Raw genomic sequence first — 19,074 nt, 5'->3', positions numbered from 1 at the left:
TTTGTCAATGATGGGGGTGGGATTCATTTGAATCCCACTCCATCACTGAGTTTAGAGCTATTTTAATGTACTGGTCTATAATCCATGTTTTAGGGCATGAGAAATAAACCTCCTGCCGTCTTCTTTTTATTTAGATAGAACTATGTATAATCCTTGTACGGAACCTCTCGAAATTCTTCATGCCAAAAGATACCCTTTTTAATACTTTTATCTTGTTATTATACCCTTCTGTAGGTCCGTTGGTATATTTGTACTTAAAGGCATTCAAAATACCTTGTGACCAATTCCGATAAGTCTTCGCACAGGCTTCAAATTCGGGAATACCTGATTTTTCAGCTGTCTTCACCCATTCCCAGAATCCTTCCCGTTGATACTTATACTTCTCGCTCTGGCAGATTTCATAAAACCATTCCTTAAGTCGGTGGGCAGTCCTCAGATCATCATTATAAAGTAGCATCAGATCGCAAGCCTTCTTGTTCTCCTCTTTTAGTTTATTATATCTTGTAAGTATCAGCTTCCGGCTTCTCTTGTAGTACCTGCGCAAATTCGAAGGCATCTTCTTTTGAAGGCGTTTTCTTACATTTTCAATCGCCCAAGTAACATATCGAATGAAGTGATATTTGTCAATTATAATAGTTGCATTAGGAAAATAGGCTTTCGCCAAGTCTACATACGGTTCCCACATATCACAGATAAAGAACTTCACTCGATACCTTTGGGTGCGGTTCCATGTACGGAAATAGGCGGATAAATGCTTCTGAGTTCTGTCAGGTAGAATATCAAGAATACGATGTTTCTTTGCATCTACCAGAATACACTGGAACTTTCCAGCATCCGTATTACCTTTAAACTCATCAATTGAGATGCACTCAGGAACAGAAGGGGAGGAGTAGTTGATGGTATCCAATAACCGGGAAACGGTACTAACGGAAACATTCGTATCAACAGCAACGGACTTCATGCTGCGTAGATTCCTGAGTAGGTCGATGATTTTATAAGACAATCTAAGGGTACGCCTTTTGTAAGGAGCGAGAAAAGTATATTTCTCGAGGAACCTTTTCCCGCAACTACAGGAATAACGTCTCTTTCTCAACACCAAATAAGTGTGCTTAAGCTGAAATGGGAGGTCCTTAATTGTCTGAGAGCGGTAATCATGAATGCGTTTTGTCTGTTTGCCACAATGAGGACAGATCTGTGTCGATGGCTTTGTTTCGATATAAATACGGACAAAAGAGTCAGCTTGAATTACATTTTTAATTAAAATATCTTCTAATCCTAAAAGTTTTCTGGTACAATTAGAATGCATTGAGAGATCCTCCTTTGAAAGTGGTTGTTTGGTAGACGGCATTTTCGAGGGAGGTTTCTTTTATTATAAAACATAAAAATAAAAGTTGGAATGTGTTTTATTTACACACCCCAACATTTATTATAGAACCATTAAAATATACTAACAGATAGAACTGCTGCAAAGGAGTTCCCTTAAGGGATGATGCAGCAGTTCTTTAAAATTCAACACAAAGTGGGGGATTCGTAGTGATAACTATTAAAGAGATAGCAGATATGTTGGGAATTAGTACAACCACTGTTAATAATGTCATCCATGGAAAAACAGGTCAGGTATCGCAAAAGACCATTGAGAAGGTACAAAAGCTGATTGAAGAATATGAATATGTACCCAATATGAATGCGAGAAACCTGGCACAGAATAAATCTAAAATTATTGGGTTTGCCATGAAGGCTAAAAGTGATAAATATGAAAATGCCCTAAAGGATACCTTTATTGGTGAATTGGTGGGAGCTGTTGAAAAATCCCTGCGTATCAGCGGCTATTTTTTAATGATTTATATATCTGAGGATCTGAAACAGATTATCAATTATGTATCAACCTGGAATGTAGATGGACTCATATTATTTGGCATGACAGGGGACGATTGTATCCTGTTTAAAAGTAAAATCAATAAGCCTATGGTTTTTATTGACTGCTACTTCAGTGAAGAGGTAAATGAATATATCAATGTCGGGCTTAATGATTTACAGGGAGCCTATGATATTACAAAATATCTGCTGGATTGCGGACACAGCAGAATAGGTTTTGTTGCCGATAACTGTCTGGGCGGGGATAAAGAAAGGTTCCTTGGCTATAAACAGGCACTGCGGGAACAAGGAGTAACTTACAAAGATAAGGATTTCTTTTTGATTACTCCGGGTGAGAAGGAATTGGATGCATGTCTGAGAGACTTATTGGAGTATACGAAAGGCTATACGGCGCTTTTCTGTGTTTCGGACACATATGCGGTGCTAATCATGAATTATTTAAGAGATCATGGAAAGAGAATACCAGAAGATATATCTATCGCTGGCTTTGATGACAATGCATATGCACGGATAGTAAGGCCGTCCTTAACTACAATTCACCAGGATGTAACCCTGAAAGGTGAGATAGCAGTAGAAAAGATTCTTAAACTCGTCACTGGGGAAGAGATTGAAGAGAGATTAATTATTCTTCCTACAAAGCTAGTTGTTCGTCAAAGTGTTAAAATGCTGAAAAAGTAAAAATAATCCCCCTTTGATAGATGGTTTTTATTATCTAATCAAAGGGGTATACTTGTTTTGTAAGAAAATATATTTACGAAAGAGTTAATGTATGATTATGAGGTATCAATGAGAGTGTGTACACTTAGGGAATATCTATCTTCCAGAGTTGGTTATCTCCGCCGACATAGTCCCATTGATGTATTCTTGCACCATCTTCTGTGGAAATATTGCTGACATCCAGAACCTTTCCGCTGTTTCTGTTTGTAATCTTATAGTATTCACCTATTTTCTCTAAGGACCATTGCTGACTGGTTTTGCCGGTTATATAAGCCGATTGACAGATATTGGCGTCGTTTGCAGCGGAGCCTCCGACAACTTCAAGAACGCGTCCGCTGTGAGCGGATTTTATAGTATAGTATCCTGTGCCGGTATCTGTTATTTCCCATTTCTGATTATTACCCCCAACATAAGACCATTGATTAACCAAGGCACCTTCAGCAGAGGAATAATTTGAAACGTCTAAGGATTTACCACTGTGTTTGGCGGTGATTTTATATACTTTACCTGATGCGATTTCTGTATTCGATAAGCTCGTATTACCTCCGCTGTATTTATCGATGGTGATGCAGTCAATATTCATATCACCGGTATCACCGGCATCATATTTGTATTCAACTATATTGCTGCCGGCTTTTAGATTTATCGTTTCAGTGGATTCTGCCCAGGCATCCCAGCTTGTTGTCTGGGGCAGTATTAGCTGTTTTATTTTTGTTCCGTTAACATACAGACTTATACTTAAATTTCCTTTTGCAGGCCAATACCCGGAATATCTTAAAGTCGAAGTATAAGAAGCTGTGTTCGGTGCAGTAACATTAAATTGAGTTGATGCACCTTGCTGCCAGTATCCCGCTGTAAACCCGGTTCCGTCATACCATAAATGATCGGTGGCGGTTTGCGCACCGCCTATCAGTGTTGAATTCTCAGCCTGGTATTTCCAGGGGGTACGTTTGTTAAGATGAATACTGTCAATATTTATATTAGCGGTATCTCCCGTATCGTATTTATAAGTAATAATATTAGTTCCTTTGTTTAAGTTTATAGTCTCTAATTTTTCACTCCAGGTATCCCAATTACCGGTAGGCGGCAAAGATATCTGTTTTAGTTTGGAGCCGTTTAGATAGAGACTTAAGGTCTTACTATCAGAATTACCATTTGCGTAGCGTAACTTTACATCATAAGAGGCGGCGGTTTCCACATGTACAGAGAAGTCCACTGTGGAACCGGAAACCCAAAGACCATCAATAAAGCCGGTTCCAGTATAGCCGATATGATTGGTTGCCAGCTTGGCATTCCCCGAAAGGCCTGCATTTTCAGCTTCATAATGCCAGGTGGCCGCTTCGGTTACGGTTATGGAGTCAAGATTTACGTTACCGCTGTCTTCATTATCGTATTTGTAGGTTATGGTATTGTTACCGGCTTTCAGGGTTATATTGTCATAACGTTCTGCCCACTTATCCCAGTTCTTGTAATTCAGCAGTTGTATTTGCTTAACCTTTGAGCCGTTAACATAGACGCTTAATGTCTTATCGGTATCGTTTCCATTGCAATAACGTAAGCCCATAGAGTAGTTACCTGCATATGGAACATTCACTGTAAATTGTGCGGATGCCCCTATATTTTGCAGACCGGCTACGAATCCGGTACCGCTATAGCCTGTATGGTCAGCAGCCACAGCAGCACCACCGGTTAATACTGCATTTTCGGCCTCATACATTATACTTCTTTTTATTATCAGAGCATCTAAAGATAACCCGCTCTTTCCGTTTACACTAAGACGAATCTTATTATTACCGGCATTAAGTTGAATATTGCTTACTCCTGCCAGATCGTAATTGGAGGTAGTTCCTGCATTAGAGGGGAAGGAAATATCACGGCTTATTTGATTAACATCTAATTTCATCGGTATAGCCCCGGCGGTATTGTTGTTATATCTGAAATACAGTGAATAACTGCCGGCAGATTCCGTATTTACGGTAAATTCCACATAGTCATTGCTGCTGTTATTATATTGGGTATATCCGCTGCCTGAACAGTTCGGGCTGTCGGTTAAGATTACCTTTGAGGCTCCTGACAGGGTTGCATATTCTGCTTCGTATACTTCACTTTTTTCTTCACCGGAGGGTCTGCTTAGTACAGTTCCGGGATTTGAAGGGATTCCAAGATTTATGGAATCATCGTCGTTCCAGGTAATCCGCTGGGCTCTTACCCACCTGTTTGAGCCGGTTTGTCCACCTACCGGTCCGGCATGGTAGATAAGCCAATCCTCTGTTCCGTCCTCTGACTTAACAAACAAAGGTGAACCAGGTCCAAAAGCACTGTTTTCTGGTGATTTTACCATTGCCGGCTGAGGATTTTTTATCCAGGAATTACTATCTAACAAATTACTGTTTGAAAGCGCGGATGAAATTCCGACACAGTAATTATCATTCATAAAGCTGCTGGCAGAGTATCCAAAGTATATCTTACCATTTCTCTCAACGACAGCACATCCCTCATCTATGCTGCCTCCATTCTTTTCCCAGGTATTAACCGGATAAGCTACGGTACCTTCAGTACCTGTTAATGTCCACGGATTACTCATAGCTACCAGAGTAGGACATTCATCGAAAGTATCTCCGCTGTAGAAATATTTTGTATAACTAAAATAACGTGTACCATTTAGTGTTACAACACCACATGCCAGACCATTGCTCTGTGTATTTAGCTTTCCTTTTTCAATCCATGTTCCCTCAAAAGGATCAGGTGAGGAGTTTTCCAGGACATAAGAATTGGGGTGTCCATAACCATAACTATCAGCACTTGCAGAAGTGAAATAGATATACCACTTTCCGTCCAGCCGATAAATATAGGGTCCCCATACGTAACCATAGGAAGCCGGCTGAGGCCAAACTAGTTTGCTTTTGGCAGTAGTTACCCCAAGAATGGTTTCATGTTTTTGCAGGTGAATTCCGTCTCCAACTGAAAAGCAGGAATAATAAAAACCATCGGCAGCTCTTGCAATAGTTGGATCAGCGCCACGCATAAGCGGGTTTTGATAATTGGATGTTACATCGGCATATGTAATGCCTGTTAGCAATAATGAGAGAATTATTGCCAGTGGTACAATCAAATAGCTCTTTTTCCTCATAGTAAACTCCTTATAATTATTTATTTCTATGCCTTTGCAATTATTACAGAGGCATGGATTTATAAAGGATGTATTTGTTTATAATAACTACAAAAAAAATGTAGGATTAGATTGGAAAAAGGGTATATTTCACAGCATAAAAAGTTGTGAGATACGAAAAGGGAGATTCAATTGCAACTTGTTAAATATAAAGCTACAATAAAATCAAGCATATTACTATACAAAAAACATCTAAAAATACAACTATATATTTGTGCAATATTACCTTTATGTATCAATAAATACAAAAAAAATAATTAGCATAAGGTTTTTGGAACAAATAAAACAAAAAAATAAAACATAAAAATTGTAATAAATAATTGCTAATATGTCCTAGTAGTGTTATATTAAGAAAAGTGAGAGATAAAAAACTACATGAATAATGTAACAATCAAATAAGGAGGTGTTTGTTTGAAAATCAAGAAGAAAAGGATTGCTCTTGATTTTAATAACAAAGAAAAAATTGTACAGGTGGGAAAGGCTCTTTCTTCTGAGGTAAGACTTGATATCTTAAAATTCTTAATAGACAAGTCAGCAAATATCAGTGAGATTGCAAGTACCTTTCAGATTCCTTTTTCATCTGCTGCATTGCATGTTAAGGTACTGGAAGAGGCCGGCATGATAACCGCGACAGAACAGGCAGGAGTAAGAGGAGCACAGAAGGTATGCGGAATTGCATTTGAAGATATTTACTTTAATGCTTTTAGACATAAGATGAACAGGGATAATATGAAAGTATACCACTTTCCCATGGGTATCGGGAATTATTATAACTGCATGGTCAATGAGAATTGTGGTATTATCAGTGAACGCTCCTACCTTGGTGTGGAAGATTCTCCTTACGGTTTTTATGCTCAGAACCGGCACGAAGCACAGCTCATCTGGTTTATGTCAGGATATCTGGAGTATCGTTTTCCAAACTATATGCTAAAACAGAGCAAAGTAAAAGAAGTGTCATTTTCTTTTGAAGTCTGCTCGGAAGCACCGGGTTACCAGAATGACTGGTCCTCTGATATAACCGTGTGGGTTAACGGAAGGGAAATCGCGACGGTTTATTCGAAAGGGGACTTTGGGGGCAGAAGAGGACATCTAAATCCTGATTGGTGGAGCGATACTATGACCCAGTTCGGTGTATTAAAGAATGTTACCATCAATGGACAAGGTTGTTTTGAAGATCTGGTAAAAACCTCTGAAGAAACGATTGATACCCTTGGTATCTGTGAGGATTATTTTATCAGCTTTAAAATCGGTGTAAAACCTGATGCTAAGAATCTGGGCGGAATGAACTTATTCGGAGAAAAGTTCGGGGATTATGCCCAGGGTATCGTCATGAGCGTTCTGATGGATGGCAGTGGGGAAGATTTAGAGGTAGAAGAGGATGCAATAGAAGATAAAGTCTTAGAGGATGAAGAGAATTGAAAAGGTAAAATCTTATAGCTGTATTCAGGCATGCTAACGTCTGCGGAAGCGAAATGACATATCTGTTAATGAATTTATTTTTTATTTGAATATAAATGTGCATAAAAAATAATATAAAAAGTTGAAAATTGTACTTGAAAATTAAAAAATAAAATGATAGTATTGTAACCGTAACAAACCTTATGCGCAAAAGGTAAATAAAATTACATGCTATTATTGGAGGTTTTATATGAAAAAGAGATTATTGGCAGTTTTGCTCTCAGCTGTGCTGACAGCGGTTTCTTTAACAGGTTGTGCAAGTAGCAGTACACCAAGTACTGCCGGAAGCAATAGTAACAATTCTTCAACAACAGAAAATGATAAGACAGGTAGTGATTCCAAAGGGACGGGTAAAGCTATCCGTCTGGTGAACGGAAAGATTGAAATTGACAATCAGTTAAAAGCTTTTGCAGCTGCTTATAAAGAGAGAACAGGGCAGGAGGTTATTATAGAGTCTTTAGGGGGCGGTGCGGATATCAACGGAACCTTAAAAGGATATCTTGCAACCAATAATATGCCTGATATTTTCGTATTCGGCGGTGAAGGGGATTATCAGACCTGGAAGGACTATATGGCAGATCTAAGCAGTGAGGCCTGGGCTTCTCAGACAGATTTCGGTTTTAAGGATTCAGCCGGTAAGACGGTAGGTTTTCCTTATGCGGTAGAAGGTTATGGAATTACATACAATGCAGATATCTTAAAAAAGGCTGGGGTGGATCCGAAGTCCCTTATAAACTACGATGCTTATAAAGCAGCTTTTGAAAAGATTGATTCAATGAAGGAAGAGCTTGGTTTAACTGCCGTTTGCTCCGTTGCTGCAGAAGCAGGACAAATGTATTGGTCTACTGCAAATCACATATTTGGCTATTACCTGTCAGCAGGTTTAAAGAGAGATGATAAAACCTATATTGATATGCTGAAAGAAGGTAAGGTAGATGAACAAAGACTTGGACAGTTTGCAGACTTTACTAAAATGCTCTTTAGCTATTCTGATCAGAATGTTTTAATATCCGGTACCTATGATGACCAGTTGGCTCTTTGGGCTCAAGGTAAGGCGGCCTTTATTACCCAGGGAAATTGGATAGATCCTTCTCTTCCAAGCTACAATGCTACTTTTGACTGTGGTATTGCCCCGTTAGCTTTTACAAAAGAAGATATGCCAGGGATACTGGCTGATTGTCCCTCCTGGTGGGCTGTTTATAATGACGGTAAGAACATAGATGCCTGCAAAGCTTTCCTGAATGACCTTGCTACCTCGGCAGAAGGCCAGAAAGCACTGGTAAAAGACTGCGGTATGATATCACCTTATAAAACATGTAAAGAAATTCCTGAAACACCTCTTGCAGTAAGTTTAAAGAGTTATATTGATGCGGGAAATACTTACGCATGGCAGTGGGCAAAAATGCCGGAGGGTATTGCATCAAATGCAACAGGTGTTGTATTTGAATTATATGCAAAGGGTGATATTGACAAAGATGGATTTGTTAAAATGTTAGGCCAGGCAATTGCTGATTATGTAAAGAAATAGATAGAACAGAAGACCGCTGCATATTAAAACAACCGGATAAAAGGGAAATTTCTAATCGAACCTGTTTAATATGCAGTGAGTCTTTTAAAGATAATCTCAGGCAAGGCGGCTATGTGATATAGGAGGACTAAAGTGAATATACAGCTAAAAAGAACTTTCTCCCTGATTGAGATAATACTAGGCTTGTGTGCAATGGCATTTGCTTTGTACCTGGATTTTACAGGCAGTGAAAGCAGTTACAGAGGAATATTGCTGGTAGCGGGACTTATATTGGCAGTAGCGGGACTTTTTATACTGCCGGTTAAAAAACATCGAGCTATTGTCAATATCTTGTTTTTGCTCCCAGTTCTGCTGACATTTTTCTTCACCGTTTTAAATCCGTTTATTCAGGGTATATTCCTCTCAATGACGGATTGGAATGGTATAAAATTTACAAAGTTTACAGGTATAGAGAATTATATAACCATGTTTCGTTCTGGAGATTATATATATTCCTTCCTGATTACCTTTCTTTTTACCATTTTAAATATGATTTCAGTAAACATAACAGCCTTTGTACTTGCACTTCTTTGTACCTCTAAGGTAAGGGGAAAGAATTTTTACCGTGCTTCCTTTTTTCTTCCTAACTTAATTGGTGGAATTGTGCTTGGATATGTTTGGCAATTTATTTTTAATAAGGTATTTACTGCTGCTATAGCAGGCAGCCAGTCCATGCTCACTGACCCTAATCTGGCTCTGTTAGCTATTCTGATCGTAAGTACCTGGCAATATGCCGGATATATTATGATGATTTATGTAACCGGTCTTCAGGGAGTGCCAAGGGATATTATGGAGGCGTCAAATGTAGACGGGGCGAATTGGTGGGTAACTCTGCGAAAGATAAAGATACCAATGATTGCGAATACTTTTACGGTATGTCTTTTTCTTACATTAGTCAATTCCTTTAAACAGTTTGACTTAAATTTTGCAATCACCAATGGTGCACCTAGCAGGATACTTCAAGGAAAGGCTATATTGTCGACGGAATTTATGGCACTGAATATTTATAAAACAGCAATTGCTAAAAATGAATATGCCTTGGGGCAGACAAAAGCCGTAGTTTTTTTTATTGTACTTGCGGTGGTCTCACTTACTCAGGTTTCTATAAATAAGAAGAAGGAGGTTGAATTGTAATGAAGAAGCAAAAGATAAATCTGCGTTTTGCAGAGCTTATTGGAATTCTGCTTTCCGTTGTAGTGCTGCTCCCTTTTGTTTTAGTACTGTTTAATTCCTCAAAGAAAAGTGCGGATATTGTAATCAGTCCGATAATGCCTCCAAGACACATGGGACAATTGTTTACAAATCTTAGTAACGTAATACATAACCAGAATTTCAGCTATTGGAAATCATTCTCCAGTTCATTTATTATAACCGTAGTATCTTTGGCCTTACTGTCATTGTTTTCCGGAATGGCAGCATGGGTTTTGGTACGTAATAAAAAGACCTGGTCCAATATTATATTCATGCTCTTTGTAGCGGCAATGGTTATTCCTTTCCAGGTAGTCATGCTGCCGCTTTTATCCACCTTTAGAAATTTATCTGTTTTTACCGGAATACAGTTCCTTAACAGCTATACCGGAATAATATTTGCTTATTTGGGTTTTGGTGGCTCCATGTCTATCTTTATTCTGCATGGTTTTATTAAGGGTATCCCCTATGAATTAGAAGAAGCGGCCTGGATTGACGGCTGCAGTCCGGAAGGAACCTTTTTTCGAATTATCTTTCCTTTGCTTAAACCGGTGCAAATGACAGTTTTAATACTTAACGGTATCTGGATCTGGAATGATTATTTACTGCCTTCTCTTATGCTTGGACTAAACGGAAGAATTAAGACACTGCCTATTGCGGTAAGCAGCTTCGTAGGCTCTTATGTAAAACAGTGGGATTTGATATTAACAGCAGCCCTCTTAGCAATGATTCCAATTATTATTCTGTTTATTTTTGCTCAGAGGCAAATTATACAGGGAATGGTTGAAGGTGCTATTAAGTAACGTAATCGTATAATCTTACAGTAAAAAATAATAAACAGCATTATAAAAGCCCCGAAAATAAGAGTAACTAATTTTCAGGGCTTGTTCGCATATGTATTTTAGTTATAGCATAAAAGTTTCAATTACGTGAGCAATACCATCTTCATCATTGGAATAGGTAATATAATTTGCTTTATTTTTTACTGCATCCTGAGCATTTGCCATAGCAACACCCATACCTGCATATTCTATCATTGAGATATCATTATAACCATCACCGCAGCTAATCATCTGTTCTTTTGATAATCCGAGATAATCAAGGAGTTTACCAAGAGAATATGCTTTGTCGATGTTCTTCGGCATGATTTCCAGAAAGAAGGGCTCGGAGCGGTAAATGCTTAAGTTGTCTATAAATTTGTTTTTAAGCTCCGGTTCCATTTCTTTTAATACATCCGGGTCTCCGGTCATAAGACATTTATTGATATCGAACTGAACGTAAGAAATAAAATCCTGTACTTGTTTAATGGGGATGCCATTTATTCTGGCCTCAAGTTCCATATATTTATCAATCTTTGAATCGGTGATAACACAATCACCTTCATAAGATATCATTCCAACATTATTTTTCATTGCAGCAAGGTGAAGGTCAGGAAGATATTCTCTGTTTAGGGCTTGCTGAAAGATTACTTCTCCATCCTTGCAGTTCATAACTTTGGCACCATTGTAGGAAAGAATGTAACCGTTATATTCTGAAAGTTTAAGCTTTTTTGCAAGGGGCAGTATCCCAGGAGTAGGGCGCCCGGAAGCCAATACTACACTATGCCCGCGTTCCTGAATTGCCATAATGGAACGATAAGTCTTAGGAGATATCTCTTTTTGTGAATTCGTCAATGTTCCGTCAATATCTAGTACAAGTATTTCGTAAGCCATGAATATCCTTTCTTTCTGCCTTGTATTGCCTTAGTTTGAAATAATCATCTTTCTACAGGTAAGCATCAGCTGTCTGAATAACAGATACACAGATTCTTTCCAAGAGATTTACCCTGGTAAAGGGCTTGATCTGCGCAGGTAATATTTTTTTCTACCGATAATTCGGGATCATATTTAACGATACCGCCGGTTATCGTACAATGGAATTCTATATTCTCACAGATAAAAGTGTACTTCTCAACTTCTCTGCGTAATTTGTTGCCTATTTTTAACGCATGTTCCAGATCGGAATTTGGCAGGAATACCAGGAATTCTTCTCCGCCCCAGCGGCTTACAGTATTCTCTTCGCTTAACATAAGCCTGAAGATATTGGACATACTGACAAGGGTAATATCTCCGGCATTATGACCATAGGTGTCATTAATATATTTGAAATTATCAACATCAAACAGTATCAGAGCAAATTCCGTGTAATCGGATTCTACATATTCATGAAGCTTTTCCATAAAATAGCGACGGTTATATAATTTTGTCAGATAATCAGTAATGGCCATTTCCTTTAATTCCTTCATTAGAACCTGAAGTTCTCGTTGGCTTCTGACATTCTGCATATGAACTTTGACACGGGCCTTTAACTCTTCGGGAATAAAAGGTTTTGAAACATAATCTGCTGCACCTACCTCAAATCCGCGCAGAACGGATTCAGAATCATTATTACCGGTAATAAAAATAATCGGAATATCCTTTGTCTCAGGAAATTCCTTTAAAATCTTACAGGTTTCGTATCCATCTATTCCAGTCATCATGATATCAAGTAAAATCAGGGTAGGACGAATGGTCTTGGCTATAGGAATACTTTCCTCACCTGAATGGGCAATAGCTATGTGCAATGATGAGGATTCTAATATATCCTTAATGATGGTACATATAATCTCACTGTCATCAACTACCAAGACGGTATCCTTCTCCATAACAAATCTCCTTGCATAATTAAAATTGCAATACTAACATTATAACTAACTTATTTTATATTATAGCATTTTGGAGAAAATTTCAACTTAATCCAAAAGAAAATAAGAAAAATGTTGATGTGAATAAGGTTTTAGGGGATTATAGCATAAAATAAAGATTTATGCAGCATTAAAAACGGCTAAACATGGAAATATTTAGCCGTTTTAATATTAACGTAAAGTTACAGCGGTTCCGGAAACAGTAACCATAAGCATACCATTGTCGGCTCCTAATACTTCATAATCTACATCTACAGCCACAACGGCATCGGCACCCATATTTCTGGCACGTTCTTCCATTTCCCTGACTGCATTTTGCCTTGCCTGAATTAGTTCTTCTTCATATGTGCCGGAGCGGCCGCCGAAGAAGTTAGATAATCCTGCCGCAAAATCTTTAATAAAGTTGACACCGGATATTACTTCTCCGAAAACGATACCTTTGTATTCTGTAATAGTTCTTCCTTCAATAGTATTGGTTGTTGTTATAATCATATTATCTCCTTTCGCGAATATCAATTCTTAGAAATGATATTCCTGAGCTTATAGATGAAGAACAGGCTTTGGTTCTTCATTCTATTTCTCCATATTATTTATTATTTGATACTCTTATCCTGTGTTATGTTATGCTGCCAAAACAAGAGCTTAAGCTTTATACCTATGATAATATAGTATAAAGCTTAAGCTTCTGTGAGAGGAGTATTAACCTTTTATTAAAAATTAATTCTGAAATAACATTTTACTATTTCGTACCTTGTTTCATGGCACGAACTTTTAAGGACAGACCAAAGAGATTGATAAAACCTTCTGCATCTTTATGATTATACAATTCACCTGTTGTAAAGGAGGCAATGCTTTCATTATATAAAGAATATGGAGAAGTTGTACCCTGTTTAATTATATTTCCTTTATATAGCTTGAGTTTAACCTCACCGGTAACAAACTCCTGAGTGGAATCAACAAAAGCTTGAAGAGCCTCTCTTAAAGGAGTAAACCATTTGCCTTCATAAACAACATCTGCAAATTTATCACCAATCCCTTTTTTATATGCCAAGGTATCACGGTCTAAAATCAATTCTTCCAGAGCAGTATGTGCTTCCATAAGTATTGTTCCGCCGGGAGTTTCATACACACCGCGGGATTTCATACCTACAACACGGTTCTCAACAATGTCTACAATTCCCACGCCATGCTTGCCGCCTAAAGTATTTAACTGCCCGATAATGTTAGAGGCTGACATAGCTTCACCGTTTAAAGCAGTAGGAATACCTTTTTCAAAGGAAAGAGTAATATATTCACCATCCTCAGGAGCCTTCTCCGGTGATACACCGAGTACCAAGAGGTGGTCATAGTTCGGAGCGTTTGCCGGATCTTCAAGTTCCAGACCTTCATGACTGATGTGCCAGAGATTTCTGTCACGGCTGTAGCTGTTATCAGCAGAGAAAGGAAGATGAATACCGTGCTCCTTGCAGTATTCAATTTCTTCTTCCCGGGAGGAGATATCCCAGATTCTCCAGGGAGCGATAATCTTCAGATCAGGAGCCAGAGCTTTGATACCAAGTTCAAAACGTACCTGGTCATTTCCTTTTCCGGTTGCTCCATGACAAATGGCGGTGGCATTTTCAAGTCTTGCTATTTCCACCAGACGTTTTGCAATAACCGGTCTTGCCATAGAGGTTCCAAGTAAATATTTATTCTCGTAAACAGCGCCGGCCTTAACACAGGGTATTACAAAATCGTCTACAAACTCTTCAACCACATTTTCAATATAGAGCTTTACAGCTCCGGAAGCCTTAGCCCTTTCTTCCAAACCATCCAGTTCGTTACCCTGTCCTACATCTATACACACACAGACAACATCATAATCATAGTTTTCTTTTAGCCAGGGGATAATGACAGTGGTATCAAGACCTCCGGAATAAGCAAGTATTACTTTCTCTTTCATATTAAATCCTCCTTGTATTCGTTTTAAATTATTATAAATATACATCAAAATGATATATTATGCAATACTAATTTTTATTAAATGAAATATTTAGTAAGAATGTGATATCACCCCCTGTGGACAAGGTTGTTTCCCAATGCTATAATCTGGAAAGAAACAGTTTCCAGGCAAAGAAAAAGTGCTGGAAAAATGCTGGAAAATCAAAGGCAAGAAAAAATAAAAGAATGAATATTCAGAAAAGAGGTAATTATGTATAAAATTATTTTAGCATCAGGTTCACCGAGAAGAAAAGAAATATTGGAACAGGCAGGGGTGAAATTTGAGATACAGGTGAGTAATACAGAAGAAATAACAGAAAAGCAAGAACCTGCTGATATGGTTGAAGAATTGGCGTTATTAAAAGCAGAAGCCATAAAAGATAAACAGAGTGGCGAATTCCTTATTATTAGTGCGGATACGCTGGTGTTTCTTGACGGAAAGCCTCTTGGAAAGCCAAAGAATAAAGAAGATGCATTTGACATGCTCTTAAAACTCTCGGGGAAAAAGCATGAGGTATATACCGGAGTTACTGTTAGTATACGCGAAAGGGGAAAAGGGGACAAGCAGCTTGTGTTTCATCAGAAAAGCGTTGTTGAAGTAGACAGTTTAACAGAAGCACAGATTAACGATTATATTGCCACCGGTGAGCCTTTTGATAAAGCCGGTGCTTATGCAATCCAAGGAAAGTTTGCAGTGCATATCAAGGGAATCGAAGGAGAGTACAACAATATTGTGGGTCTCCCCATCGCAAAAATATACAGAGAACTTCTAAAAGAAGGTATTGATATCCTAAAAAATTAAAAAGAAGTATTGCATAATAATTTATTTATGTGTATAATTATAAATCAGTTAAAGAAATCAGGCTGCCAGGTATTGGCACAAATAGAAGCAGATTTAGCAATGGGAGGTATACACATGGAGATTATTAGCGGTGGAGTTACAGCTCCAAAAGGATATAAGGCAACTGGTATATATGCAGGAATTAAGAAAAAGAAAAAGGATATGGCACTGGTATACAGTGTAGTTCCGGCAAAGGCAGCAGGAACTTTTACTACCAATCTGGTTAAGGCTGCACCTGTTTTATGGGATAAGAAGATAGTTGAGGAATACGGCGCAGCTCAGGCAATCGTAATAAACAGTGGTGTTGCCAATGCCTGTACAGGTGCATTAGGCGTAGAAAATAATCAAAAGATGGCAGCCGCTATGGCTGAACAATTAGGACTTAAGGCAGAAGAAGTGCTGACTGCATCCACTGGTGTTATTGGTGCTCAGCTTCCTATTGAGGCAATAAAAGAGGGCTGTAAACTTTTGAAAGAAGGATTGGGTGAGAGTGCAGAGAGTGCAGGACTGGCAGCGGAAGCAATTATGACTACTGATACCTTTGCCAAACAATATGCTCTTACCTTTGAATTAGATGATAAGCAAATTACAATAGGCGGAATGTCGAAGGGGTCCGGTATGATACATCCTAACATGGCTACCATGATAGGGGTTATTACAACAGACCTTGCAATCAGTAAAGAGCTGCTTCTTGAAGCTATCAGAGAAGATGTTAAGGATAGCTTTAATATGATATCTGTTGACAGGGATACCTCCACCAATGACTCTCTCTTCCTATTGGCAAATGGAATGGCCGGAAATAAGGAAATTACGCAGAAAAATGAGGCGTATGCAGTATTTAAAAAGGCTCTAAATCAGGTAACTACAGAGCTTGCCAAGATGATGGCTTCCGACGGGGAAGGAGCTACAAAGCTTTTTGAATGCAGTGTAAAAGGTGCTGCTACGAAGGAACAGGCAGTAATTTTAAGTAAATCCATCATTACTTCCAACCTGGTAAAGACAGCAGTATTTGGCAATGATGCCAACTGGGGAAGAATACTGTGCGCTATGGGTTATGCAGGAGTTCCTTTTAACCCGGATAAGGTGGATTTATATATTGAAAGCGCCATAGGTTCCCTGAAACTTGTAGAAAATGGTATGGCAACAGATTACAGCGAAGAAAAGGCAACAGAAATACTAAAGCAAAAGGAAGTGAAAGCAATCGCTGATATAAAAAATGGGGATTGCATAGCGACTGCATGGGGCTGCGATTTAACGGACAAATATGTGTATATTAATGCAGATTACCGTTCTTAGTAACCTAGCCGGATAACAGGTAGCATTCAATATCACAATTTGCAGGAGGATTGGTATGGAACCCATGGATAAGATACTTATGAAAGCGCAGACTCTGATTGAGGCGCTTCCTTATATACAGAAATTCAATAATAAAAAGGTAGTTGTAAAATATGGCGGGAGCGCGATGTTAGATGAGAATCTCCAGCTGAATGTAATAAAAGATGTAGCACTTCTTAAGTTAGTAGGTATGCAGCCTATTATTGTACACGGAGGAGGCAAAGAAATTTCCAAATGGGTAAGTTTGTTAGGGCATGAATCGACTTTCGTCGAAGGATTAAGAGTAACCGATGAAACTACCATGGAAGTGGCGGAGATGGTCCTGGGCAAGGTAAATAAGAATCTTGTGCAGATGCTTGAAAAGCTTGGAGTAAAAGCAGTTGGTATCAACGGCAAGGATGGTTCTACGATCAAGGTAGAGAAAAAGTTCGTCAATGGCCAGGATATCGGATATGTGGGTAATATTACAGACGTAAAGGCGGATTTAATTAATACTCTGATTGATAATAACTTTATACCGGTTATTTCACCTATCGGTTTAGATGAGGATTACCATGCATATAACATCAATGCAGATGATGCTGCTTGTGCGGTGGCAACAGCAATAGGTGCAGAGAAATTGGCTTTTCTTACAGATATTGAAGGAGTTTATACGAATCCTTCTGATAAAGAAACATTGATCTCTGTACTTACTCTTGAAAAAGCAGATGAACTGATGCAAAACGGATTTATTGGAGGCGGTATGCTCCCCAAATTAAAGAATTGCATTGATGCGGTAAAAGGAGGTGTTTCCAGAGTGCATATCCTGGATGGCAGAATGGAACATTGTCTGTTACTGGAATTCTTTACGAACAGAGGTATTGGAACCGCAATTATTAATAATGAAAGTATTCTTTTTGAGAATGAGAAAACACAGGCAGAAAGTTAAGCGGTGAGAAGGGTTTGATTTTTAGCCGCTCTGATAATAAAAGTGTGCGAAAGCACGCAGATGGGAGCCAATATGGAGGAATATATAAACGAAGCGGAACATCTACTTATGCATACCTATTCCAGATATAAGATTATCTTAGATAAAGGGGATGGCGTTTATCTCTATGATATTGAAGGGAAAAAATATCTTGATTTTGGAGCAGGTATTGCAGTGTTTGCTTTAGGATATGGTAATACAGAATATAATGCTGCATTGAAAGCGCAGATTGATAAACTGCTGCATACGTCTAATTATTTTTACAATGTCCCTTCTATAAAGGCAGCCTCTAAGCTGGCGGCAGCCTCAGGGATGGACCGAGTGTTTTTCACTAACAGCGGAACAGAAGCTATCGAGGGAGCTATAAAGCTTGCCAGAAAATATTATTATAAGAAACATCATACGGGGGACAGCCAGATTATTGCAATGAATAAGTCCTTTCACGGAAGAAGTATGGGAGCGCTATCTGTGACCGGCCAACCCTCATACAGAGTGGCTTTTGAACCCTTAATCGGAGGAGTTGTATTTGCTGATTTTAATTCTGTTGAGGATATAAGAGCCAAAATTAATGAGAAGACCTGTGCTATTATCCTTGAACCCGTTCAGGCAGAGGGCGGCATCTATCCGGCAGAGGGTGAATATTTAAAAGAAGTAAGAAAAATATGTGATGAACAAGACATTCTTTTGATATTTGATGAAATCCAGTGCGGTATGGGAAGAACCGGCAGTATGTTTGCCTGGCAGGAATACGGTGTTAAGCCGGATATCTTAACGGCTGCCAAGGCCCTGGGCTGTGGTGTTCCCGTGGGAGCCTTTGCAGCGGTAGAAAAGGTCTGTCAGGCTTTTGAACCGGGAGATCACGGAACTACTTACGGTGGCAATCCCTTCACAGCGGCAGCAGTCAATGCTGTTTTTGACCAGTATGAAAAACTAAACCTTATTGAACATGTAAAAGAGGTATCATCTTATCTGGAGCTTTCCTTGGAGGAGTTTGCTAAGAGCCATAGCGGAATAAAGGAAAGAAGAGGGAAGGGGTTACTTCAGGGGTTAGAATTTGAATATCCTGTAAAGGAAATCATTCAAAAAGCAATGGACAACAACCTGATACTGTTTTCAGCCGGAAGTAATGTTCTCAGGTTTATACCGCCTCTTGTGATAACAAAAGAACATGTGGATGAAATGTTGGAAATACTAAAAAAAGTAATAGAATAAAGAGTAAATAATCCCATAATTGTACAAACTATGGAAAGAAGAA

General features: G+C 38.7%; 15 protein-coding genes. 9 read left to right on the top strand and 6 right to left on the bottom strand.

Annotated features, from left to right (window positions below; genetic code table 11):
• Positions 1 to 130: 130 nt before the first annotated feature.
• Entirely contained in the window at positions 131 to 1,306 is a 1,176-nt protein-coding gene (locus tag bsdcttw_RS17610) for an ISL3 family transposase (protein WP_185255255.1), read from the bottom strand.
• 227 nt (positions 1,307 to 1,533) lie between these two features.
• On the opposite strand from bsdcttw_RS17610, the gene bsdcttw_RS17605 reads away from it, so the two are divergent.
• Complete coding sequence (locus bsdcttw_RS17605) at positions 1,534 to 2,553, top strand: LacI family DNA-binding transcriptional regulator (RefSeq protein WP_185256131.1); 1,020 nt, start codon at positions 1,534 to 1,536, stop codon at positions 2,551 to 2,553.
• A gap of 124 nt (positions 2,554 to 2,677) precedes the next feature.
• Here bsdcttw_RS17605 and bsdcttw_RS17600 read toward each other — a convergent pair whose 3' ends face one another.
• Complete coding sequence (locus bsdcttw_RS17600) at positions 2,678 to 5,722, bottom strand: CBM35 domain-containing protein (protein WP_185256130.1); 3,045 nt, start codon at positions 5,720 to 5,722, stop codon at positions 2,678 to 2,680.
• Positions 5,723 to 6,172: 450 nt separating this feature from the next.
• Here bsdcttw_RS17600 and bsdcttw_RS17595 point away from each other — a divergent pair, with 450 nt between their 5' ends.
• The 4 genes from bsdcttw_RS17595 to bsdcttw_RS17580 all read left to right on the top strand — a co-directional run bounded on the left by bsdcttw_RS17595 (position 6,173) and on the right by bsdcttw_RS17580 (position 10,777).
• On the top strand, positions 6,173 to 7,180 hold the full coding sequence (locus tag bsdcttw_RS17595; protein ID WP_185256129.1) for an ArsR/SmtB family transcription factor: 1,008 nt from the start codon (positions 6,173 to 6,175) through the stop codon (positions 7,178 to 7,180).
• A 229-nt stretch (positions 7,181 to 7,409) separates the two neighbouring features.
• Positions 7,410 to 8,747: an ABC transporter substrate-binding protein gene (locus tag bsdcttw_RS17590; RefSeq protein ID WP_185256128.1), complete on the top strand. Its 1,338-nt coding sequence runs from the start codon at positions 7,410 to 7,412 to the stop codon at positions 8,745 to 8,747.
• A 132-nt stretch (positions 8,748 to 8,879) separates the two neighbouring features.
• Positions 8,880 to 9,920, top strand: a complete 1,041-nt coding sequence (locus bsdcttw_RS17585) for a carbohydrate ABC transporter permease (protein WP_225903697.1) — start codon at positions 8,880 to 8,882, stop codon at positions 9,918 to 9,920.
• A complete protein-coding gene (locus tag bsdcttw_RS17580) occupies positions 9,920 to 10,777 on the top strand; it encodes a carbohydrate ABC transporter permease (protein WP_185256127.1) in 858 nt (285 codons plus the stop codon). The genes bsdcttw_RS17585 and bsdcttw_RS17580 overlap by 1 nt, the downstream gene beginning before the upstream one ends.
• Positions 10,778 to 10,879: 102 nt before the next feature.
• Here bsdcttw_RS17580 and bsdcttw_RS17575 read toward each other — a convergent pair whose 3' ends face one another.
• The 4 genes from bsdcttw_RS17575 to bsdcttw_RS17560 all read right to left on the bottom strand — a co-directional run bounded on the left by bsdcttw_RS17575 (position 10,880) and on the right by bsdcttw_RS17560 (position 14,638).
• Positions 10,880 to 11,686, bottom strand: a complete 807-nt coding sequence (locus bsdcttw_RS17575) for a Cof-type HAD-IIB family hydrolase (RefSeq protein WP_185256126.1) — start codon at positions 11,684 to 11,686, stop codon at positions 10,880 to 10,882.
• Positions 11,687 to 11,751: 65 nt separating this feature from the next.
• Positions 11,752 to 12,657, bottom strand: a complete 906-nt coding sequence (locus bsdcttw_RS17570) for a GGDEF domain-containing response regulator (protein WP_185256125.1) — start codon at positions 12,655 to 12,657, stop codon at positions 11,752 to 11,754.
• A 210-nt stretch (positions 12,658 to 12,867) separates the two neighbouring features.
• The gene (locus tag bsdcttw_RS17565) at positions 12,868 to 13,188 is read right to left on the bottom strand and encodes a putative heavy metal-binding protein (protein ID WP_185256124.1); all 321 of its coding nucleotides are present in this window, start codon (positions 13,186 to 13,188) and stop codon (positions 12,868 to 12,870) included.
• 247 nt (positions 13,189 to 13,435) lie between these two features.
• Positions 13,436 to 14,638, bottom strand: coding sequence for an argininosuccinate synthase (locus tag bsdcttw_RS17560; protein ID WP_185256123.1), 1,203 nt, complete (start codon positions 14,636 to 14,638; stop codon positions 13,436 to 13,438).
• A 249-nt stretch (positions 14,639 to 14,887) separates the two neighbouring features.
• Here bsdcttw_RS17560 and bsdcttw_RS17555 point away from each other — a divergent pair, with 249 nt between their 5' ends.
• The 4 genes from bsdcttw_RS17555 to bsdcttw_RS17540 all read left to right on the top strand — a co-directional run bounded on the left by bsdcttw_RS17555 (position 14,888) and on the right by bsdcttw_RS17540 (position 19,031).
• On the top strand, positions 14,888 to 15,478 hold the full coding sequence (locus bsdcttw_RS17555) for a Maf family protein (protein ID WP_185256122.1): 591 nt from the start codon (positions 14,888 to 14,890) through the stop codon (positions 15,476 to 15,478).
• Between the two features lie 114 nt (positions 15,479 to 15,592).
• The gene (gene argJ / locus bsdcttw_RS17550; RefSeq protein ID WP_185259862.1) at positions 15,593 to 16,813 is read left to right on the top strand and encodes a bifunctional glutamate N-acetyltransferase/amino-acid acetyltransferase ArgJ; all 1,221 of its coding nucleotides are present in this window, start codon (positions 15,593 to 15,595) and stop codon (positions 16,811 to 16,813) included.
• A 64-nt stretch (positions 16,814 to 16,877) separates the two neighbouring features.
• A complete protein-coding gene (gene argB, locus bsdcttw_RS17545; RefSeq protein WP_185259861.1) occupies positions 16,878 to 17,780 on the top strand; it encodes an acetylglutamate kinase in 903 nt (300 codons plus the stop codon).
• 72 nt (positions 17,781 to 17,852) lie between these two features.
• Positions 17,853 to 19,031: an aspartate aminotransferase family protein gene (locus bsdcttw_RS17540; RefSeq protein ID WP_185256121.1), complete on the top strand. Its 1,179-nt coding sequence runs from the start codon at positions 17,853 to 17,855 to the stop codon at positions 19,029 to 19,031.
• Positions 19,032 to 19,074: the final 43 nt, after the last annotated feature.

Source organism: Anaerocolumna chitinilytica (assembly GCF_014218355.1).
GTDB classification, from domain to species: domain Bacteria; phylum Bacillota; class Clostridia; order Lachnospirales; family Lachnospiraceae; genus Anaerocolumna; species Anaerocolumna chitinilytica.
The sequence above is the reverse complement of the archived record's forward strand: the minus strand, read 5'-3'. Positions and strand labels throughout refer to the sequence as shown.

What these genes read in the sequence shown, in the direction of transcription:
- bsdcttw_RS17610 (WP_185255255.1), bottom strand. Translation starts at nt 1,306, where the DNA reads ATGCATTCTAATTGTACCAGAAAACTTTTAGGATTAGAAGATATTTTA.
- bsdcttw_RS17600 (WP_185256130.1), bottom strand. Translation starts at nt 5,722, where the DNA reads ATGAGGAAAAAGAGCTATTTGATTGTACCACTGGCAATAATTCTCTCA.
- bsdcttw_RS17590 (WP_185256128.1), top strand. Translation starts at nt 7,410, where the DNA reads ATGAAAAAGAGATTATTGGCAGTTTTGCTCTCAGCTGTGCTGACAGCG.
- bsdcttw_RS17580 (WP_185256127.1), top strand. Translation starts at nt 9,920, where the DNA reads ATGAAGAAGCAAAAGATAAATCTGCGTTTTGCAGAGCTTATTGGAATT.
- bsdcttw_RS17575 (WP_185256126.1), bottom strand. Translation starts at nt 11,686, where the DNA reads ATGGCTTACGAAATACTTGTACTAGATATTGACGGAACATTGACGAAT.
- bsdcttw_RS17570 (WP_185256125.1), bottom strand. Translation starts at nt 12,657, where the DNA reads ATGGAGAAGGATACCGTCTTGGTAGTTGATGACAGTGAGATTATATGT.
- bsdcttw_RS17565 (WP_185256124.1), bottom strand. Translation starts at nt 13,188, where the DNA reads ATGATTATAACAACAACCAATACTATTGAAGGAAGAACTATTACAGAA.
- bsdcttw_RS17560 (WP_185256123.1), bottom strand. Translation starts at nt 14,638, where the DNA reads ATGAAAGAGAAAGTAATACTTGCTTATTCCGGAGGTCTTGATACCACT.
- bsdcttw_RS17555 (WP_185256122.1), top strand. Translation starts at nt 14,888, where the DNA reads ATGTATAAAATTATTTTAGCATCAGGTTCACCGAGAAGAAAAGAAATA.
- argJ (WP_185259862.1), top strand. Translation starts at nt 15,593, where the DNA reads ATGGAGATTATTAGCGGTGGAGTTACAGCTCCAAAAGGATATAAGGCA.
- argB (WP_185259861.1), top strand. Translation starts at nt 16,878, where the DNA reads ATGGATAAGATACTTATGAAAGCGCAGACTCTGATTGAGGCGCTTCCT.
- bsdcttw_RS17540 (WP_185256121.1), top strand. Translation starts at nt 17,853, where the DNA reads ATGGAGGAATATATAAACGAAGCGGAACATCTACTTATGCATACCTAT.